Annotated in this window: 20 protein-coding genes and 3 pseudogenes; 9 read left to right on the forward strand and 14 right to left on the reverse strand. The window is 59.8% G+C overall.

What is annotated here, in order from left to right; genetic code table 11:
* Positions 1–667 precede the first annotated feature (667 nt).
* Entirely contained in the window at positions 668–868 is a 201-nt protein-coding gene (locus AC1RT6_RS19120) for a hypothetical protein (protein ID WP_472791782.1), read from the reverse strand.
* Between the two features lie 101 nt (positions 869–969).
* Complete coding sequence (locus tag AC1RT6_RS19125) at positions 970–1185, reverse strand: hypothetical protein (protein ID WP_493029606.1); 216 nt, start codon at positions 1183–1185, stop codon at positions 970–972.
* A 291-nt stretch (positions 1186–1476) separates the two neighbouring features.
* Between AC1RT6_RS19125 and AC1RT6_RS19130 the strand changes: the two genes are divergently transcribed.
* From AC1RT6_RS19130 to AC1RT6_RS19140, 3 genes are all read left to right on the forward strand, one after another.
* Positions 1477–1719, forward strand: coding sequence for a hypothetical protein (locus tag AC1RT6_RS19130; RefSeq protein WP_472791780.1), 243 nt, complete (start codon positions 1477–1479; stop codon positions 1717–1719).
* Positions 1720–1832: 113 nt separating this feature from the next.
* Positions 1833–2117 carry a hypothetical protein gene (locus AC1RT6_RS19135; protein WP_493029607.1) on the forward strand — a complete coding sequence of 95 codons (285 nt, stop codon included), beginning with the start codon at positions 1833–1835 and terminating at the stop codon, positions 2115–2117.
* A gap of 9 nt (positions 2118–2126) precedes the next feature.
* Positions 2127–2375: a hypothetical protein gene (locus tag AC1RT6_RS19140; RefSeq protein ID WP_472791778.1), complete on the forward strand. Its 249-nt coding sequence runs from the start codon at positions 2127–2129 to the stop codon at positions 2373–2375.
* A gap of 443 nt (positions 2376–2818) precedes the next feature.
* Here the strand turns inward: AC1RT6_RS19140 and AC1RT6_RS19145 are convergent, their stop codons facing one another.
* Both AC1RT6_RS19145 and AC1RT6_RS19150 read right to left on the reverse strand, forming a co-directional pair.
* The gene (locus AC1RT6_RS19145) at positions 2819–3241 is read right to left on the reverse strand and encodes a DUF2934 domain-containing protein (RefSeq protein WP_472791777.1); all 423 of its coding nucleotides are present in this window, start codon (positions 3239–3241) and stop codon (positions 2819–2821) included.
* 589 nt (positions 3242–3830) lie between these two features.
* Positions 3831–4361: an ATP-dependent DNA ligase gene (locus tag AC1RT6_RS19150; protein WP_493029613.1), complete on the reverse strand. Its 531-nt coding sequence runs from the start codon at positions 4359–4361 to the stop codon at positions 3831–3833.
* Positions 4362–4444: 83 nt separating this feature from the next.
* On the opposite strand from AC1RT6_RS19150, the gene AC1RT6_RS19155 reads away from it, so the two are divergent.
* Entirely contained in the window at positions 4445–4678 is a 234-nt protein-coding gene (locus AC1RT6_RS19155) for a DUF3551 domain-containing protein (protein ID WP_472791776.1), read from the forward strand.
* 280 nt (positions 4679–4958) lie between these two features.
* Here AC1RT6_RS19155 and AC1RT6_RS19160 read toward each other — a convergent pair.
* Both AC1RT6_RS19160 and AC1RT6_RS19165 read right to left on the reverse strand, forming a co-directional pair.
* Positions 4959–5203 (reverse strand): annotated as a pseudogene (locus AC1RT6_RS19160) (hypothetical protein).
* Between the two features lie 268 nt (positions 5204–5471).
* The gene (locus AC1RT6_RS19165) at positions 5472–5825 is read right to left on the reverse strand and encodes a hypothetical protein (protein ID WP_493029608.1); all 354 of its coding nucleotides are present in this window, start codon (positions 5823–5825) and stop codon (positions 5472–5474) included.
* Positions 5826–5989: 164 nt separating this feature from the next.
* Here AC1RT6_RS19165 and AC1RT6_RS19170 point away from each other — a divergent pair, with 164 nt between their 5' ends.
* Both AC1RT6_RS19170 and AC1RT6_RS19175 read left to right on the forward strand, forming a co-directional pair.
* Positions 5990–6286, forward strand: a complete 297-nt coding sequence (locus tag AC1RT6_RS19170) for a hypothetical protein (protein ID WP_472791774.1) — start codon at positions 5990–5992, stop codon at positions 6284–6286.
* Between the two features lie 169 nt (positions 6287–6455).
* Entirely contained in the window at positions 6456–6674 is a 219-nt protein-coding gene (locus AC1RT6_RS19175) for a hypothetical protein (RefSeq protein ID WP_472791773.1), read from the forward strand.
* 202 nt (positions 6675–6876) lie between these two features.
* Here the strand turns inward: AC1RT6_RS19175 and AC1RT6_RS19180 are convergent, their stop codons facing one another.
* A complete protein-coding gene (locus tag AC1RT6_RS19180) occupies positions 6877–7023 on the reverse strand; it encodes a cold-shock protein (RefSeq protein WP_493029609.1) in 147 nt (48 codons plus the stop codon).
* A 399-nt stretch (positions 7024–7422) separates the two neighbouring features.
* Here AC1RT6_RS19180 and AC1RT6_RS19185 point away from each other — a divergent pair, with 399 nt between their 5' ends.
* Together AC1RT6_RS19185 and AC1RT6_RS19190 are read left to right on the forward strand one after the other, a co-directional pair.
* Positions 7423–7620 carry a DUF2188 domain-containing protein gene (locus tag AC1RT6_RS19185; protein ID WP_472791772.1) on the forward strand — a complete coding sequence of 66 codons (198 nt, stop codon included), beginning with the start codon at positions 7423–7425 and terminating at the stop codon, positions 7618–7620.
* A 308-nt stretch (positions 7621–7928) separates the two neighbouring features.
* Positions 7929–8171 carry a PilZ domain-containing protein gene (locus AC1RT6_RS19190; protein ID WP_472791771.1) on the forward strand — a complete coding sequence of 81 codons (243 nt, stop codon included), beginning with the start codon at positions 7929–7931 and terminating at the stop codon, positions 8169–8171.
* A 307-nt stretch (positions 8172–8478) separates the two neighbouring features.
* On the opposite strand, the pseudogene AC1RT6_RS19195 reads toward AC1RT6_RS19190, so the two are convergent.
* The 7 genes and pseudogenes from AC1RT6_RS19195 to AC1RT6_RS19225 form a co-directional block, all read right to left on the reverse strand.
* Positions 8479–9256: pseudogene (locus tag AC1RT6_RS19195) on the reverse strand (potassium channel family protein).
* Between the two features lie 50 nt (positions 9257–9306).
* Positions 9307–9704: pseudogene (locus AC1RT6_RS19200) on the reverse strand (VOC family protein).
* A 45-nt stretch (positions 9705–9749) separates the two neighbouring features.
* The gene (locus AC1RT6_RS19205; protein ID WP_472791770.1) at positions 9750–10268 is read right to left on the reverse strand and encodes an inorganic diphosphatase; all 519 of its coding nucleotides are present in this window, start codon (positions 10266–10268) and stop codon (positions 9750–9752) included.
* 414 nt (positions 10269–10682) lie between these two features.
* Positions 10683–11021 carry a DUF2934 domain-containing protein gene (locus AC1RT6_RS19210; protein WP_472791768.1) on the reverse strand — a complete coding sequence of 113 codons (339 nt, stop codon included), beginning with the start codon at positions 11019–11021 and terminating at the stop codon, positions 10683–10685.
* 544 nt (positions 11022–11565) lie between these two features.
* Positions 11566–11766 (reverse strand): hypothetical protein, encoded by a 201-nt coding sequence (locus tag AC1RT6_RS19215; RefSeq protein ID WP_472791767.1) that lies wholly within the window; start codon positions 11764–11766, stop codon positions 11566–11568.
* 468 nt (positions 11767–12234) lie between these two features.
* On the reverse strand, positions 12235–12390 hold the full coding sequence (locus AC1RT6_RS19220) for a hypothetical protein (protein ID WP_472791766.1): 156 nt from the start codon (positions 12388–12390) through the stop codon (positions 12235–12237).
* Between the two features lie 113 nt (positions 12391–12503).
* Positions 12504–12731, reverse strand: coding sequence for a hypothetical protein (locus tag AC1RT6_RS19225; protein WP_472791765.1), 228 nt, complete (start codon positions 12729–12731; stop codon positions 12504–12506).
* A gap of 303 nt (positions 12732–13034) precedes the next feature.
* Here AC1RT6_RS19225 and AC1RT6_RS19230 point away from each other — a divergent pair, with 303 nt between their 5' ends.
* Complete coding sequence (locus AC1RT6_RS19230; RefSeq protein WP_493029610.1) at positions 13035–13475, forward strand: PRC-barrel domain-containing protein; 441 nt, start codon at positions 13035–13037, stop codon at positions 13473–13475.
* Positions 13476–14302: the final 827 nt, after the last annotated feature.

Here is a 14302-nt window from a genome sequence, read left to right on the forward strand (position 1 = left end):
TTCGCGTGCGGTTGTACTACCTTCAGCGCTTAAGAATTAACACTCTTGACGCCGGAAGCGCGGCGAAGAGCATTGCGCCGATATCCCAACCTCCGCGCGTCGTAAGGCTTTTTGCATCGTGGCGGCGCTACGAGGGCCCCGCATAAGTCTGTCGGAACGTTGTCTCGTATTCTTGCGGGGCTTCAAGGCCAAAATCAGTGCCAGGCGCTCGTAAAGCATCGCCGCCATTGCCTCAATGAGCAATCGTTATGCCGAGATTGGCGCAGATGCTTTTTGTTTTGCTCATGCTGCTACCTCTTTCCAGCTGTGCTGTAGTTAGGTCTAAGAGCGGAGTGGAGGAATCGCAATGCAAGGCGCCGAAGTGCACCCGGGGATCGGGACACCATTTTCGGAACGCCTCATCATCCTAGCCGCGACAAGCGTAAAGGCCGCCAAATCCCAGGGCAACCTAGTTGCTTATCGGTATGTCACTGGTCCGCCCGTAATTGTCCGGGCGCACACTCCGACCAAGAGAGCCAAAGAAACTGACAGAAAGCGCCTAGACGTTAGGCATGGGTACTCCTTGATGACGCATCAAGGAAACACCCGGCATCGCTGGCCAGGCTGCGATGCGTTGGGCGTTAGCGTTTAGGAACGTTACGGCGCGGCGGGAGAATCATCGCCGCGGTCAGTGCCGGTATCTCAAGACTGTGCGGTTATGCGAGACGCGATTAAGCAATTGCCTGTAGTCGGCTAGCTCGCGGGCTCGGCGCTCAAGGAAACGCTCCTTGCAGAACCACGTGCACAGGTGGTGAAAGCCGACAAAGTGGCGGACCAGGCCGAACCGGCTCTCGCCGCAATACGCGCAGACCTTCTTTTCTTTTGGCATCGTAGCCTCCTTCGGCCTGAGGAGGTGTGCGGCGGCGCGGAAACATCAAGGGCGCCGGCTGCTATGTCGCATTCAACTAGTCGTGGCTATTCCGCGTGCCGTCACGGGTAGCTGAGCGCGGCGATGAAGTCGGCATCCGGACCGGAAGGAGCACGGTCCGGTTGCTTTTCTATCATCCGGCAGTTGGTGAACGACGCCTCGCAGTGCGGTGAGCAGAACGTCTTGCCCCCGCTGTGCCGGCGCATGAGGCCGAAGGCTGAGCTGTTGCAGAAGTCGCAGGTCTTCTTGATGCTGGGTCGGCGCGCTAAAAGTCCCATGAAAAGCACTCCTTCGAAGTGCGGGCGGGATGTTAATTTCGATCCCCACAATCTCTCTGGCTGCAAGGCGATTAGCAGCGCATTCCAATACTGAAAGCGCGATTTTTGCACAGATTTTAGATTAATCCATTGGAACCGCGAACCCATCGCCGCGGATAGTTAAATCGCTCATTCGATGCGGGCCCCGAGCGCCGGTGACTCTCTGCGACCATTTGTCGGGCTGGTTCTCCCGCGGCGCCCCTAGGGAATGCCTCCGCGCTCCATATCTCCCGTTGCGCGAGGAGGTGTCCGATGGACCTGAGCCGTATTCGAGAAGAGCTGTGCCAGATGCGCCGCCAGATCCTGAGGCAGCGCAAGGAAATCCGAAAGCTCCAGCTGGCGGGCGTTTCGACCGCCGCTGCAGAGGAGCTAATGGCGCGGATGAAGTCGCGGGTGGTGGAGCTTCGAGAGGAGCGGGTTCGGCAAGCGGAAGAGCAGCGCCGGCAAGATCCCGCCTTGGCGAAGGCTCGCAAGCGACCCTTCGAGAGGCGTTGAAGCCGAGCGCTTGCATCACCGTCAATGCCTGAATCCAATAGGAACGTTGACGCTTCCACTTCTTTGATGCCGGAGCCAAAACCGATTGGATCCTTCATCACGGGAGTACGAGCATGAGACTCATCACAATAACGCTGGCAGCAACGTTCGTCCTGTCGAGCGCCCTCGCTAACGCCCAGGTCCCCAAGGGACATCCCGATCCGGTCCCGCCTTCTTCCTCGAACAAGGACACGTCGGGGATGACGCCGGACACCAGGAGCGGAAGCGGCACTTCCACCTCCGGCGGCAGGGACGCCAGCGGCGACCAGGGCAGGGACAAGATGCCGGACAGCAACATGCACGTGAAGCCGAGCCCCGGGAAGCCGGACATCCCGAACCCGAACAGCAAAATCAAATGAGGTGCAACGATGGACAGGCAGCAGATCCTTTTCAGCCATCTCAGGCAGGCGCAGTTGCACGTGGCGCTCGGCGTGAGGCACATCGCCCGGCAGTATGCCATCATCTCGGAGCTCGAGCGCTCCGGGCAGTGCCCCGATGCGGATCAAGCGCGGGATCTGCTCGCTACTTTCGAGGAGATGCAGGAGGAGCACATCTCGCACCGTGACCGGCTGGAGCGGGAGCTCCTCGCGGCCGAACTCCTCGCGGCCCCGACCTAGCGACCCTTGAGAGGCTTCTCGACTTTCTTGCGGCTAGTCTGCTTGCGACCGCGCGCCGTCTTCTTCTTCGCTGCCTTCGCCATCATAAGCCCTCCACCAGGTGACGAAGAGAACGTAACCGGGTCGTGAGAATCCCGCCAGTTGTCCAGCGTGCCTTTGAAACCCGACCGCGGCTCTGGATCTTACAGGGGCACGTGCGCAACCAGTCCATTTCGTAGGAAAAGCCACGGCCGAGGCAACTCCGGCATCTCGGATTCGGTTCTAAGCCCGCGCCCCTGTTTGCTTCGTCGCAGGGCTGAACGAGGGTGGTGCGTATAACTACTATTAGGGGTGTGGATGTTGGTCCTTGAGCGCCTCTTCCCAGCCGAGCTTCTTTCGGAGATTCTACGCGCGCTTCTCCTCGGGATTTTACGCCTTACGTGGCCCCGCGGAGGAGTGTGACGCTAAGCTATCAAGTCCGAGGCGCGGGTGCGGTCGGGCTTTCCGCGATCGCGCTGCTCCTGCTCGGCCTGGAAATAAAACTCTTGGTCGCGGCCTTCGGGGCACCCGGCCTTCTCCCACAACTGGTAGGCGCGGATCTTGATGTTCTGGTCAGCCCGTTCGGCAGCCGGGGTACAGGTGTTGCGGAAGCGCCTGGAGGCGCTGCCAGGGCAGGGTCTTCGCGCGACACCTCGTCCAGGGTCTTGCGCGCGAACTCCGATCCTATTTCCAACCCGACCGCCGCGGCAGATAATCCGAGAGCTGCTGTATCCTTTACTACCTTCTGGAGCTCTTTTCGCATGGTTGTGTCCCGAGGCACTATGTCCGGCGCTGCCGGGCGGGCCTGATAAATGCGAAGCGGAGGGCTTAGTTCCTGAATGGTGCACGGCCCCGCAGCGCTCTCAAGGGTGAAAGGCGCAGGGGCCGTGCGGGGGTCCGCTGGGGGAAGTGGGCCCCGTCGCGCTGATATGTATGCCTAAGCCATATTTTGTTAGGCCTTGAACGAGCTCTGCCGCAGCAATCCCTCAGATGTGCTCTGAAGGCTAGTGCAGCGCCGCTTCGACGACGACGGTCACGTGCCTCGTTTCGGGAGGGTCGCTGTCGTTGCACTCGCACGGCGCGCCGTAGCCGCACGCGCAGCCTGTCTCCCCGTCGTAGGGCATGTCGGGATGGCGCTCGCAAACCCAGCCGACGCCGCAGCAAACGGGGCAGTTGTCATTCATGTCAGGTACCGGCCGGAGGAGGGGGCACGGTCCCGGAATCTCCCAGGTGCACCAGAGATGCGGGACCGTGCGGGCCGACGTCAGGAGAAGTGCCGCGGCCTGGCGGTGTAATCCCGCTTGCGCCCCGGCGTTCCTAATCGTGAGCGGCGGCGCGCTGCGCGGACTTCGTGAGCCCCTTGAACGAGCTCTGCCGGAGCAGTCCCTCGGACGTGATATCGCGGTATTCCACCTCTGCCATGAATGATGGCTTGACCTACGTTGCCTTCGGCTTACTGGGGGGCATGGTAAGAGGCGACGTCGCGGTGCGGCCGTATCGAGCTGATTGCGTATCCTGCTGGAGCCAGCCGGTCCCGACCTTGCCCATGTAGACCAGTTCCCGCCTTCGTATATGCCGAGATAGAGCACGGCGACGCCGGTCGGGTCCTTTACGAAGCCGATGACGGGAAACGTGCCGCGCTTCGCCGTCCCTTGTTGCGGTCGGAGCGTAGGGCGAGGCCGGGTTCTTCGAAACGACGCCCTCCCAGTCGAACTTTGCCGCGTGCTCGAACATCTCCCTACCGTTGCCGGCGATGTGCTCGCTGTAGTGCAGGGGCCCCCCCAATTCGTGGCGGGCGAACAGCTCCCTCAGCAGCCGCTTGCGCTCGATCTGCGCGACGGCGCGCAGGTCGTACCGGTCGAGGTAGAGCAGGTCGAAAGCGTAGTACTCGATGCGGCCCTGCTTGCCGCCGGCGAGCGCCGCCTGGAGCTCGGAGAAGGTGGTGCGGCCGCCCTCGATGCGGCGCAGCTGTCACCGTCCAATCCGCATTCAAACGCCGAGCCAATAGGAACACACGCCCGGTCACTCCGTTGGCGCAACGGAGAAATGACATGCAAGTTAATTTGGCGGCGGTTCTGACAGCAGGAACACTGGTTGCGATCGCCGGCCCGGCACTCGCTCAAAATGACACTTACTGTCTTCAATCCGGTAAGTGGGGTTATCCGGGGAACTGCCAGTTCTCGACCTATCGCCAGTGCATGGAAGCGGCGTCTGGCACCTCTTCAACATGTGGCAGGAATCCGATGAGGAAACATCCCCAAGATCGCTACGATCATCGACGCTAAGGTGAGCGGGTCGCAAGAAACCTGCAAAGTTTAGAAGGTCCTGACATGGGCAAGTACAGCACAGACAACCGGGATGAGCGACACGGAGCCTATGATCCGTTGACCAAGGAAGGCTTGCCTCAGCCTCACCAAGTTCAGGACAAGACGAACAAGCATCAACGCGAACAGCAGGGCGCGGATGTGAGGGCAGATTTCATCCCCGGAACCGAACCGGTATTGCCCGAGGGCTTAGTCAGGAAGCGCCGAGGACCACTCAACCCTCGAACCGGTAGGCGCACGACTACCTAGTAATGCACGGTTTCCAACTTGCCGCGCTGCTCAGCCGATTCATCCTAAATTCGATCTCGCCGCCTGGAAGCTCGCGCCAAAACTCGACCGCGGTCATATACGCGGCCGCCGGCCATCGATCTGACGGGCTTGATCTCGAGGCTGAATAAAGGTCTCGCGAGCGTATCCATCATCAGCCTTTGACTGCCGGCGCCGGGCGGCCATCCGACTGGCCAAGTCTTTCGGGGTACGAGGCATCGCGAGACTCCACATGCGACGGGATTTCATAACGTTGAGGGCGCGGAACGTCTGCCCCGCGCCCTCTTCTTAAACTCGCTGAACCAGGCGGGAGACCGCCCTCGTCCCAAGCTCAAAGGCTTACAGGGCGGCCTCAGCGAGGTGACAGCGCTTACGATCAGACACTGGACCACCTCCTTTCGTTGTTGATGATGCTACCGAAGCTAGTGAATTTTCTTCATGGGTCAAGAACCCCCGCGGCGCGGTTAACCCGCCGGCAAGCGGGCCCTCAGCATCCCTTGCAAATACTATTGATCTTCTTGTCTGCCTTGGAATGACCCGGTGTGTTTTCCTTGCGGATTACATCGTCGCCCGGCTTCGCAGGTCCTGGGGTGACGGTGCCGTCTATGCGGCCTCCCATAGCGCCACCAGCGCGGTTGCCTGTCGTTCCTGCCGTCCCGGTTGAAGCATTGCCCGTGCCGCCGCCCACTGAGCCCGCAGATCCTGAAGCGCCGCCCGCCGCACCTCCTCCGGCGGAGCCTCCACCTCCACCACCTCCCCCTCCGCCACCCTGAGCAAGAGCAGATACAGGGGAGATCAGAGCGGCAACGAGAAGTAGCTTGCAGACGGAAGAATAAGGCATGGATGAGCTCCTTTCCGGCTGCAACGCCAGGACAAACGGCGCGTTCCTAATCGCGCCGGAAACCTCTTGAAGAAGCTGGTTCAAAGTCCAATAGGCGGTCACCTGACACCGCCTCTGGTTCGGACTAGCATACAGGCAACGGCCTCGATGACGGAGTAAATGACATGGGGAAGGCGGAGGATTTTCTCAATGAAAAGGAAGCAGCAGGATCCGTTGAGATCGAATCGGTTCAGCAAGAATTGGCTCGTGGTGATTGGGGACGGATCGCTACAGAGACGCTCGATGGTCTCACGTCCTACTGGTTTGATGACGGATCGCGGCTAATAGCTGGGAGTTTTGATGGCGACGAATTTATCATTCGAGCCGCTCCAGCCTTCTCTGAAGATGAACTTCACAACATGCCACCCGATGAAGCGAAAGAACATCGCGCTATGATCGATACTCTGAAGGGTACAGCTTAGACATACGTCGGGCCTTGGCTCCATCGGCTGGCCTCGCAGCCAGGCTGCGAGGAAGCGATGAGCGAGACAATCCACCGCACCCCAGATTGATTGCACCGGCGAGAAATGGCTCGCGTGAGAAAATTGTTCGGCGCTAGAATTTGCAAGTTCAAATGGTGGAGGTGCAGCGATGGCGGAGCGTCATGGCGGCAAGCAACTCACCCTTCAGGATCGTCTTAAAGCCTGGGCTGAAAAGACCCGCGAGCAAGCGGACAAGCTTGAGCCCGGCTCTGCGCGTGATGCCCTGCTGAAGAAAATCGAGCAGGCGGAAAAGGCGGCCCGGTATGACGCATGGTCCCGGTCGCCAGGATTGCAGCCGCCTATCGATCCACGTGATCCATCGGACTGAAGTGACGCAGCAAAAGCCAGTATTGCCACCAGCGTCCGCACTCGTGCCGCAGTGCGGAAACGACGGGACCCAAAAATGGCCCGAAGCGTGCGTCGGACCATCCACATCGCGAGCGAGCGTACATCCGACTCAGCTCGCTTACTATCAACCTACCCGAAGGTTCTCAGCGCTTTCCTTGCCGCGGTTTGCGACGACTCATAGCTCACCTTGTCTCATAGCTCACGTTGTCGCCTTCGTTCAGCGAGCTCAGGCCCGAGATATGGACGAACACGTCGTTGCCGCCGTTGTCGGGCTGGATGAAGCCGTAGCCCTTCTGCCCGTTGAACCACTTCACAGTACCAATCGCCACTTGCACAAACTCCTATTGAACGATCATTGAATAAAGCGCTCACGCTGATTGTCGCAAGCTCAGCAGCAGCCTGTCGATTGCTGTGCCGATCCTACTGCGGAACCAAAATCCATCTCGGTCATTCTGATGGGGTTCCGACGTGGCTTGATTAGCTCTTACGCTTTCAGCTGAATGAAAAGGAGCGCGCATGCGCCGACCATTTATAGAACTCCCTTCCTTCGCAGAACGAGTCAGCGCCTTCGCCCAAGAGGCGTTGCAGGCAGCTGAAGCTCTCCCCGCTGGCCCTGAGAGAGAGGAGTTATTGAAGAAGGCGCATAGGGCTCAGGCCGCGAAGAACTTAGATGCTTGGGCCAATTCGCCTCGTTCGAACAAGTGAGCTCACCGTTTGAGAGGCCGCTGATGGAACGCAACATGCAATTGGCTCGCTACGAAGTCGTTGAAAACGGCAAGTCATGGGCCGTGAGTCACGACGGCCAAGCAGAGGGGGAATATGCGACAAAGGAAGCGGCATTCGAAGCTGCCGTGGCGGCCGCATCGCTAGCGATCAAGCAAGGCTACGAAGTGAGCATAAGCGTGCCCAGCACCGCTGGCGATTGAGCCACACATGGCTCCCGGTTGACTAACGACGCTCCCGCTCGTCCGTTTTACGAGCCATTAAGCCTGAACCGACGTTTCGAGGAACGAAGGCATTTACCTCAACTTGTGCCTAAAACGAGGTGGCACATGATCCAGAGTTTTCGTGAGCAGGCTGAACGAGCCGAGCGATTGGCAAGATCTATCAACGACCGGCAAACGTGTGACGCGCTCTTGAACTACGCGCGGGAGTGTCGGGAGAAGGACGCTATGCGCCTAGATTGTGAGAGCAGGTCGGACTGCCACAGGAATTGATTTTATCTGAGCGAGCTATGGACGAACGACGCAGCACAAAGCGCCAGCGGGTTCTGAAGGCTGCCAGCATTCAGATTAGCAGTGGCGGCGCTATCGACTGCACCGTCCGCAATCTATCGGAGTTTGGCGCGGCGCTCGATGTGCAAAGCCCGGTCGGAATTCCGAGCGAGTTCGTCCTGGTGATCACGGGGGACGGACTTAGCCGCCCCTGTCGCGTCGCCTGGCGAAAAGCCGGGCGGATAGGGATCAGGTTTGGTTAGCTCGCATCTCAAGCCAATTGGGCCACCGTGGGCTTTCATTCCCAGATGATTCCACATTGGTGCGCAGCGTGATGATCAGATGTCCCTCGCCGTGCTCGAGGAGCCATTTGGCGGAGCGTTTGACCGCTTTAGTCCTCAACGGTCCAGTGGGCTCGTGACACAGGGCAATCGTTATGCGAGATCGACGCAGATGCTCTCAACCGTGCTCATGCTGCCAACCTTTCGCCATTGCGTTGCGATCAGGTGTAAGAGCGCGGTTGACGAATTGCAATGCAAAGCAATCCATCGACCCTCTCTGGTTCTGATCCTAGATAGACCCTTCGTCGGGAATGTTCAGCATCGTGCCGCAGGCCTTACAATGCACAGCATCGATATCATGGCGCTGCAGGCCGCAGGTTGGGCAAGGGAAGCGAACCTTGTTCGGAGTCAAAAGAGCCCGGGCGAGATTGAAGAATAGAGTGACGCCGAAAATCATTATGACCACCGAGATTAGGCGGCCAACCGTCCCGTGCAGCGTAATGTCTCCAAAGCCCGTCGTCGTAAGGGCGGTAACGGTGAAGTACAGCGCGTCGGCATAATTGGCGATTTGATCGTTGCGATGCTTCTGGGTCTCGTAGACGATCGCAGTCATCACGAAAATGAAGACAGCTAGATTCGTGACGGCGAAGATCACCTCTTCGTTGCGGCGAAAGAAAAGGCTATCTCGCCTCAGCCGGACCAGCAGCTGGTGATTTCGCAATAGCCGCAGAGTGCGCAGGATGCGGAGAAAGGCGCCGGATTCTCCGGCTAGAGGCGCCAAAAAATGAAACGATCGCGATTATATCTGTCCAAGTTGAAACGCGCGTGAAGTCGCGCAGCAGATGCCGACTAGCAAGCAAGCGGGCCGAAAAATCCGTAAGGATGACGGCGCCGAACAGAATATCCAATGCTTCAATGATCCGGCCCGAGGGAAGGAACGATGTTGCCACGATGAAAAGCACTGTCACAACATCAAATGCGAGCAGCGCATAGCGGAAATAGATACTGCGTGGAGATGCACCTTCGTAGAGGGACTTTATCCGCTTCTGTAGAGCAGCGAAGGTCATGAGGACATGTTCACCAAAACGGTTTCGTTGAGCCCCTCGGACGCTAAAGCTCAGTACCCCTGCCACAGTCCCGGCGTGGCAATCTCCAGGAGGTGATCGTCGGGATCGCGGAAGTAGACGCTTACCCCGCCCCGCGGCCACTTCGTACGGCCCTCTAGAACAACACCCAGAGTCTTAAGATGATCCTGCCACGCCTCCAGCTCGTCGGCGGCGATTGAGAACGCGACGTGCATTGGGCCTGATCCGTTGTAAGGGGGAATGGAGCCTCCTGGGGTCTCGATAGGCTGCAGAGACCCGCCCTCGGGAATAAAAGCAGGACACCATTGCCGCCTACGTCGTAGGCCCGCATGCGGTGATCGGAATGAATGCACGGAAGCCCCATGACCTCGGCGTAGAAAGCGGCGGCCTTGTCGAGGTCGACCACGTAAAGCGTCGTTTCCAACTTCAAATCTTTGGCATGAGTGCCCCTGCTCGCGCGGTCCACAATGTCTGACTATTTCTCGGAAAGCCGCTTGATCGTCGCGATCGCCTGCTCGGGACCGCGCCAACCCAAGAAATCAATTTCCGTCTCCTCCAGCGCGTAGGTAGCTAGAAAGAACTTCTCCAGTTCGTCATGTGTTCGCGAACCAAGGTTTCGAACGTCATTCAGATCGGTCTCAGTCGGGGAGCGATCGGGGACCGCAAACACGCGATCGTTCCTCTCTATGTTGCCCTTCCTTTTCTGTTCGATTTCAAGGATGCCAATCGCCTTGCAGCACATCACTACCCCTGGAAAGGTTTTAGCTTCATGGATAATTAGGACGTCCAGTGGGTCACCGTCCTCGGCCAAGGTCGAAGGTATGAAACCCCAATCATACGGATACGCCAGGCCTACCATCAAGGGCTTGGCCAGCCTGAACGCCTGCAAGTCCGGATGGAAGTCCAACTTACAGGTGCTTCCTCGCGGCGTCTCGACAACGGCATGGATATGCTCGTCATCGGCCCAGGTTGGGAGTTTGAGCAAATTCGTCATGCCGCCTTCCTAACTGCATGCTCGTTCCAGAGCTCCGTCGCTGATAATGCGGACGCTAAGATTTTCGATCCACGTTCACTGAAAGACGGGCCTGCAGGAGCGGGCCCTCGTCATCACGAACTTCCACTGCGATCAGTCCACCAAAACCATCGACATGGTGCGTCCGGAGAGCCTCCCGCGCCAATTCTGCGAGCGAGCAGCCTCTTCTTGCGCCGCATGAGATTCCCTGGGCACCAGGCCCGTTTGCTCAGTGCGCGAGCTTCTCGCCCGCGCGCGCTTGCATATGGCCCTTGAGCGCCTCGGCGGAACCGAGCTTCTTGCGCAGGTTCTCCGCGCGCTTCCTGCCGAGCCCGATGGCATCGGGTTTTTTTTCATACGGAAATAATAGCACGGCGTGGAAAGAGGAGCGTGGCGTTAAGCTATCAAGTCCGAGGCGCGGGTGCGGTCGGGCGTCTTGCGATCGCGCTGCTCCCGCTCGGCTTGGAAATAGAACTCCTGGTCGCGGCCTTCGGGGCACCCGGCCTTCTCCCACAAATAGTAGGCGAGGATCTTGATATCCTCGTCATCGGGTTCGGCAGTCTGGAGTGATGGCGTCGCGGAGGGGCCTGAAGGCGCTGCCGGGGCCGGGCCCTCGCGTGACACCTCGTCCAGGGTCTTGCGCGCTAACTCCGATCCTATTTCCAACCCGACCGCCGCGGCCGACAGTCCGACCGCTGCGGTATCCTTCACGACTTCTCGGAGCTGCTTTCGCATGGGAATTATCCGACGTTGTTTGGCTCGGCGCTGCCGAGCGGGCGCCGATAAAATGCCGAGCGTGAGGCTTGGTTCCTTAAAAGTGCACGGCCCCGCAGCGCGCTCGGGGGGACGGGAGGCGCAGGGCCTTGGGGCCGCTGGGGGAAGTGGGCCCCGTCGCGCTGATATGTACGCTCAGCCCGTCTTTGTAAGTCCCTTGAACGAGCTCTGGCGCGGCAATCCCTCAGATGTGATGTCGCGGTACGCTAAGCTATTCTAAGCTTGGTTCGAATGAACGCGGAAGCCATACTTAGGCGTCCTGTGATGACAAGCCTCGCAGAGCGTACGTCCGTTTAAAATCTGCGACCGAAGCTGAAATCTTGCAAAACCAAATTTCATGGTCGGCCCGTAAAAGTCCCGCCGCGCTGCGCCTTCGGCCGGGACGCCGCGGGATCGCCACTCGCGCCGCCTCTCAAAAGAGACCCGCCGCTCCTAGGGATGCGGCGGGGCAAGTCGGGTCATACTCATCGCGGGAGGCAACGCGAGGGGAGCGGCGCGGTTCCTGCTATTTCGGCGGCTGGAGCCCGGGAGAGTTGACCCACGCCTCGATGTTCGCGGCGCACTCCGCCTGCCGAATCTTCTTGAGGAGGTCGTACCGTTCGGGGCTTTCCGGCATGCCTTCCGCCTTGGCTCGCTCACCATCGGCGAACTCCGAGAGGCGGTGCTGAAGCGACGTAGTCTGCTTGAAACGACGCCGTGTCTGCATCGTGGCGCATCCTTTCCGTAAGAGGACAGCGGGAGCGCTCGGGCGTTCTCATCACCGAAGCCACAAGCCGTGTGGCTATTATGCATAATTGCACTTCGGGCCGTTATGTTCTGTGCACTAGTGCGCACTCCCAAGTCACAAGCCTTTGATGCGCTTAAGGCTGTCTTGTAGCCTTCTGTTCATTTGCCTCCTTTCACTGCGCCGCCGAACGCTGCGCGGAATACCTCGGTGTGCTCCTCTTCGGCGAACATGAAGACCTGGAAGAATTTCCCGTTGCGGTTTGCCGAGTGCCCGTGGTTCGACAGCGACAGCCCGCGATCGTCGCAGAACCCGCGCAGCGCTTGGAAGTTTCGCCTATCTATGCACTTCTCCTCCTCGACCGCGACCCCAATGCCTGTGAGGCGCCGCGGAGGATGCGCACGCGCCGCTCGATCGCTCCCCTGATCGGCTTTTCCGTGCCGGGATACTTCACCGACTGCTCCCTGGCTTGCGGTCGCGCTCGGCGCACAGCGCGTCGAGCTTTGTCAGCATTCGCTCCAACAGCTCCGAGGCGGACTTCGTGGGAATGCCGGCCTTCTGGAGAGCCCGTACCTCCTTGCGCTGCCGCTGGTGCTGGTAGCGCATGACTCGATCTCGGCGCGGAGGAAGGAAAGGTCGGACATGCAAGTCTCGTCGGCGGTGGATAGCCGGCGAATAAGAACGTAAGGGGAACACGAAGTCAAGACATATGCGGTCTGCTAGCGCGAAATCGCCGCGCGGCAGGGTGCAAGCTTATCCGCAGCGCGGCGCGCAGCCGCGGGCACGTCGATGCTTACTTCCCGCCGAAATACACGATGTAGATGATCACGAATGCGGCTATCACGCGCGGTCCCGGCCACCAGCACGTTGCGCACCGTGGGGCCGCGCTCGGCTCCCCGGGCTTCCCTTGCGGTCTCGACGATGCGCCCGTCTTCCATTTTTGCCATCGATCTTCTCCTAGGTGTTCACCTTCCATCTTCCGGGAGCTCGTTTCCTCGCTCTCAACACGGACCGGAGCGCACGGCCCCGCATGCCCCTAGCGAAGGTATCCGCGGGACCGTGCCGGCCGCGGTGGAAGAAGCCGCAGCCTGTCGTATAAGCCGGTTCATGCCGGCGCGTTCCTAAGCCGCGCTCCGAAGGGCCGACGTCAGCAGCCGGACGACGCGCGCCGGCGCTATGTTCCGCGGACTTGGAACGGCGGGCTGACTTGCGGGTTGGGCTCGGCATGCCAACCAAAAGGAGATTTCTTCATGGCCGATAACAGCCCGCCGCCCGCTCCCGACAGCGCGCGATCTTCCGGCAACCTGGTGTCGAGCGACAAGTACAACGGTAAGGCCGTCTATGGCGCCGAGGACAAGAAGGTGGGCGCGATCGAATGCGTCATGGTCGACAAGTCCACCGGCGAGCCGGCCTATGCCGTGCTGAGCATCGGCGGGATCCTCGGCATGGGCGCCGACCATTATCCGGTTCCCTGGAGGCTGCTCAGGCACGACTCGAAGCTCGACGGCTACCGCAGCGACATCAGCGGCAACCGGCTGAAGGGCTATCCGAAGAGCGTGTTCGGCAGCTCCGGCTCCGAGCTCTTCGACTGGACCGCGAAGCGCGCGGAGCTCGACTCCTATTACGACAACGTCGATACAGTAACGACGAAAGAAGGCGCGGAGAATCCCATGACGCGAAGCAGCGGCTGACGGATCGAGGCACGAGCCCCGGTGCGTGCAGCATCGGGCGCCTCGTCCCGGGAAACGCCAAGCAACAAGGTCCGGAATAACAAAGGCCCCGACGTGGGCTTTTGTTATGAGAAGCCCCTACAGAGAGCTTTGCCCGCGACCGCTTCTGCCGCTCTTCAGGTTCGAAACAGCGGCACACCCTCAACGCCGCGGTCCGACGAGACCTATCCTTCGCCTTCGCAGGTCTACGGAATGGAATGAAATGAAACAAACATTATTCGCTCTCGCCCTCACTCTGGTCGCGTCTCAGGCGCTGGCCCAATCGCGGCCCTACTATGATTTGACCTACTACGATTCGTCCGGGCGCATTGCCAGGCACTCGACAACCGACTGCCATGACTCGAGTGTCTCAATCCGAGCGTGTCGGCTCGCTCGTCCACGAGCGGGAATCGATCTACGACTTATGAAAAAACCTTTGGGAAGAATTGCTCCTCAAAGGAGGGAACGTCCTTCTTAACCGTTGAGCGCCACTCTTCCTCGCGCTCCCAGCGTACCGCCTCACTCTGCAGAGCGATCCCCCGCTGCCACTTGCAACAGCAGCCGTCCCAGCCCTCAGTCTGCCCACAACGACGACCGCTCTTACGGGCCCTCCTGTGTCTCCGCTCCTACTCAGCGTGCCGCCGCTCCAGCGCCCACTGCACCACCTGCTTCATCAAGTGCGGATACGGCCGCGCCGCCATGGGGGCTTATCAGGATGTCTTCCGTCGTGTTCAATGATTTTCTGCGCCAGCGCAACATTGATCGAACGGCATGAGATTCGTCGCAAGCAGGACGCGGGAGATCGCGAA

This window comes from Nitrobacter sp. MLSD-S21, from assembly GCF_058809865.1.

Coding starts and splice junctions, on each gene's coding strand:
- AC1RT6_RS19120 (WP_472791782.1), bottom strand. CDS start 868: ATGCCAAAAGAAAAGAAGGTCTGCGCGTATTGCGGCGAGAGCCGGTTC.
- AC1RT6_RS19125 (WP_493029606.1), bottom strand. CDS start 1,185: ATGGGACTTTTAGCGCGCCGACCCAGCATCAAGAAGACCTGCGACTTC.
- AC1RT6_RS19130 (WP_472791780.1), top strand. CDS start 1,477: ATGGACCTGAGCCGTATTCGAGAAGAGCTGTGCCAGATGCGCCGCCAG.
- AC1RT6_RS19135 (WP_493029607.1), top strand. CDS start 1,833: ATGAGACTCATCACAATAACGCTGGCAGCAACGTTCGTCCTGTCGAGC.
- AC1RT6_RS19140 (WP_472791778.1), top strand. CDS start 2,127: ATGGACAGGCAGCAGATCCTTTTCAGCCATCTCAGGCAGGCGCAGTTG.
- AC1RT6_RS19155 (WP_472791776.1), top strand. CDS start 4,445: ATGCAAGTTAATTTGGCGGCGGTTCTGACAGCAGGAACACTGGTTGCG.
- AC1RT6_RS19165 (WP_493029608.1), bottom strand. CDS start 5,825: ATGCCTTATTCTTCCGTCTGCAAGCTACTTCTCGTTGCCGCTCTGATC.
- AC1RT6_RS19170 (WP_472791774.1), top strand. CDS start 5,990: ATGGGGAAGGCGGAGGATTTTCTCAATGAAAAGGAAGCAGCAGGATCC.
- AC1RT6_RS19175 (WP_472791773.1), top strand. CDS start 6,456: ATGGCGGAGCGTCATGGCGGCAAGCAACTCACCCTTCAGGATCGTCTT.
- AC1RT6_RS19185 (WP_472791772.1), top strand. CDS start 7,423: ATGGAACGCAACATGCAATTGGCTCGCTACGAAGTCGTTGAAAACGGC.
- AC1RT6_RS19190 (WP_472791771.1), top strand. CDS start 7,929: ATGGACGAACGACGCAGCACAAAGCGCCAGCGGGTTCTGAAGGCTGCC.
- AC1RT6_RS19205 (WP_472791770.1), bottom strand. CDS start 10,268: ATGACGAATTTGCTCAAACTCCCAACCTGGGCCGATGACGAGCATATC.
- AC1RT6_RS19210 (WP_472791768.1), bottom strand. CDS start 11,021: ATGCGAAAGCAGCTCCGAGAAGTCGTGAAGGATACCGCAGCGGTCGGA.
- AC1RT6_RS19215 (WP_472791767.1), bottom strand. CDS start 11,766: ATGCAGACACGGCGTCGTTTCAAGCAGACTACGTCGCTTCAGCACCGC.
- AC1RT6_RS19220 (WP_472791766.1), bottom strand. CDS start 12,390: ATGCGCTACCAGCACCAGCGGCAGCGCAAGGAGGTACGGGCTCTCCAG.
- AC1RT6_RS19225 (WP_472791765.1), bottom strand. CDS start 12,731: ATGGCAAAAATGGAAGACGGGCGCATCGTCGAGACCGCAAGGGAAGCC.
- AC1RT6_RS19230 (WP_493029610.1), top strand. CDS start 13,035: ATGGCCGATAACAGCCCGCCGCCCGCTCCCGACAGCGCGCGATCTTCC.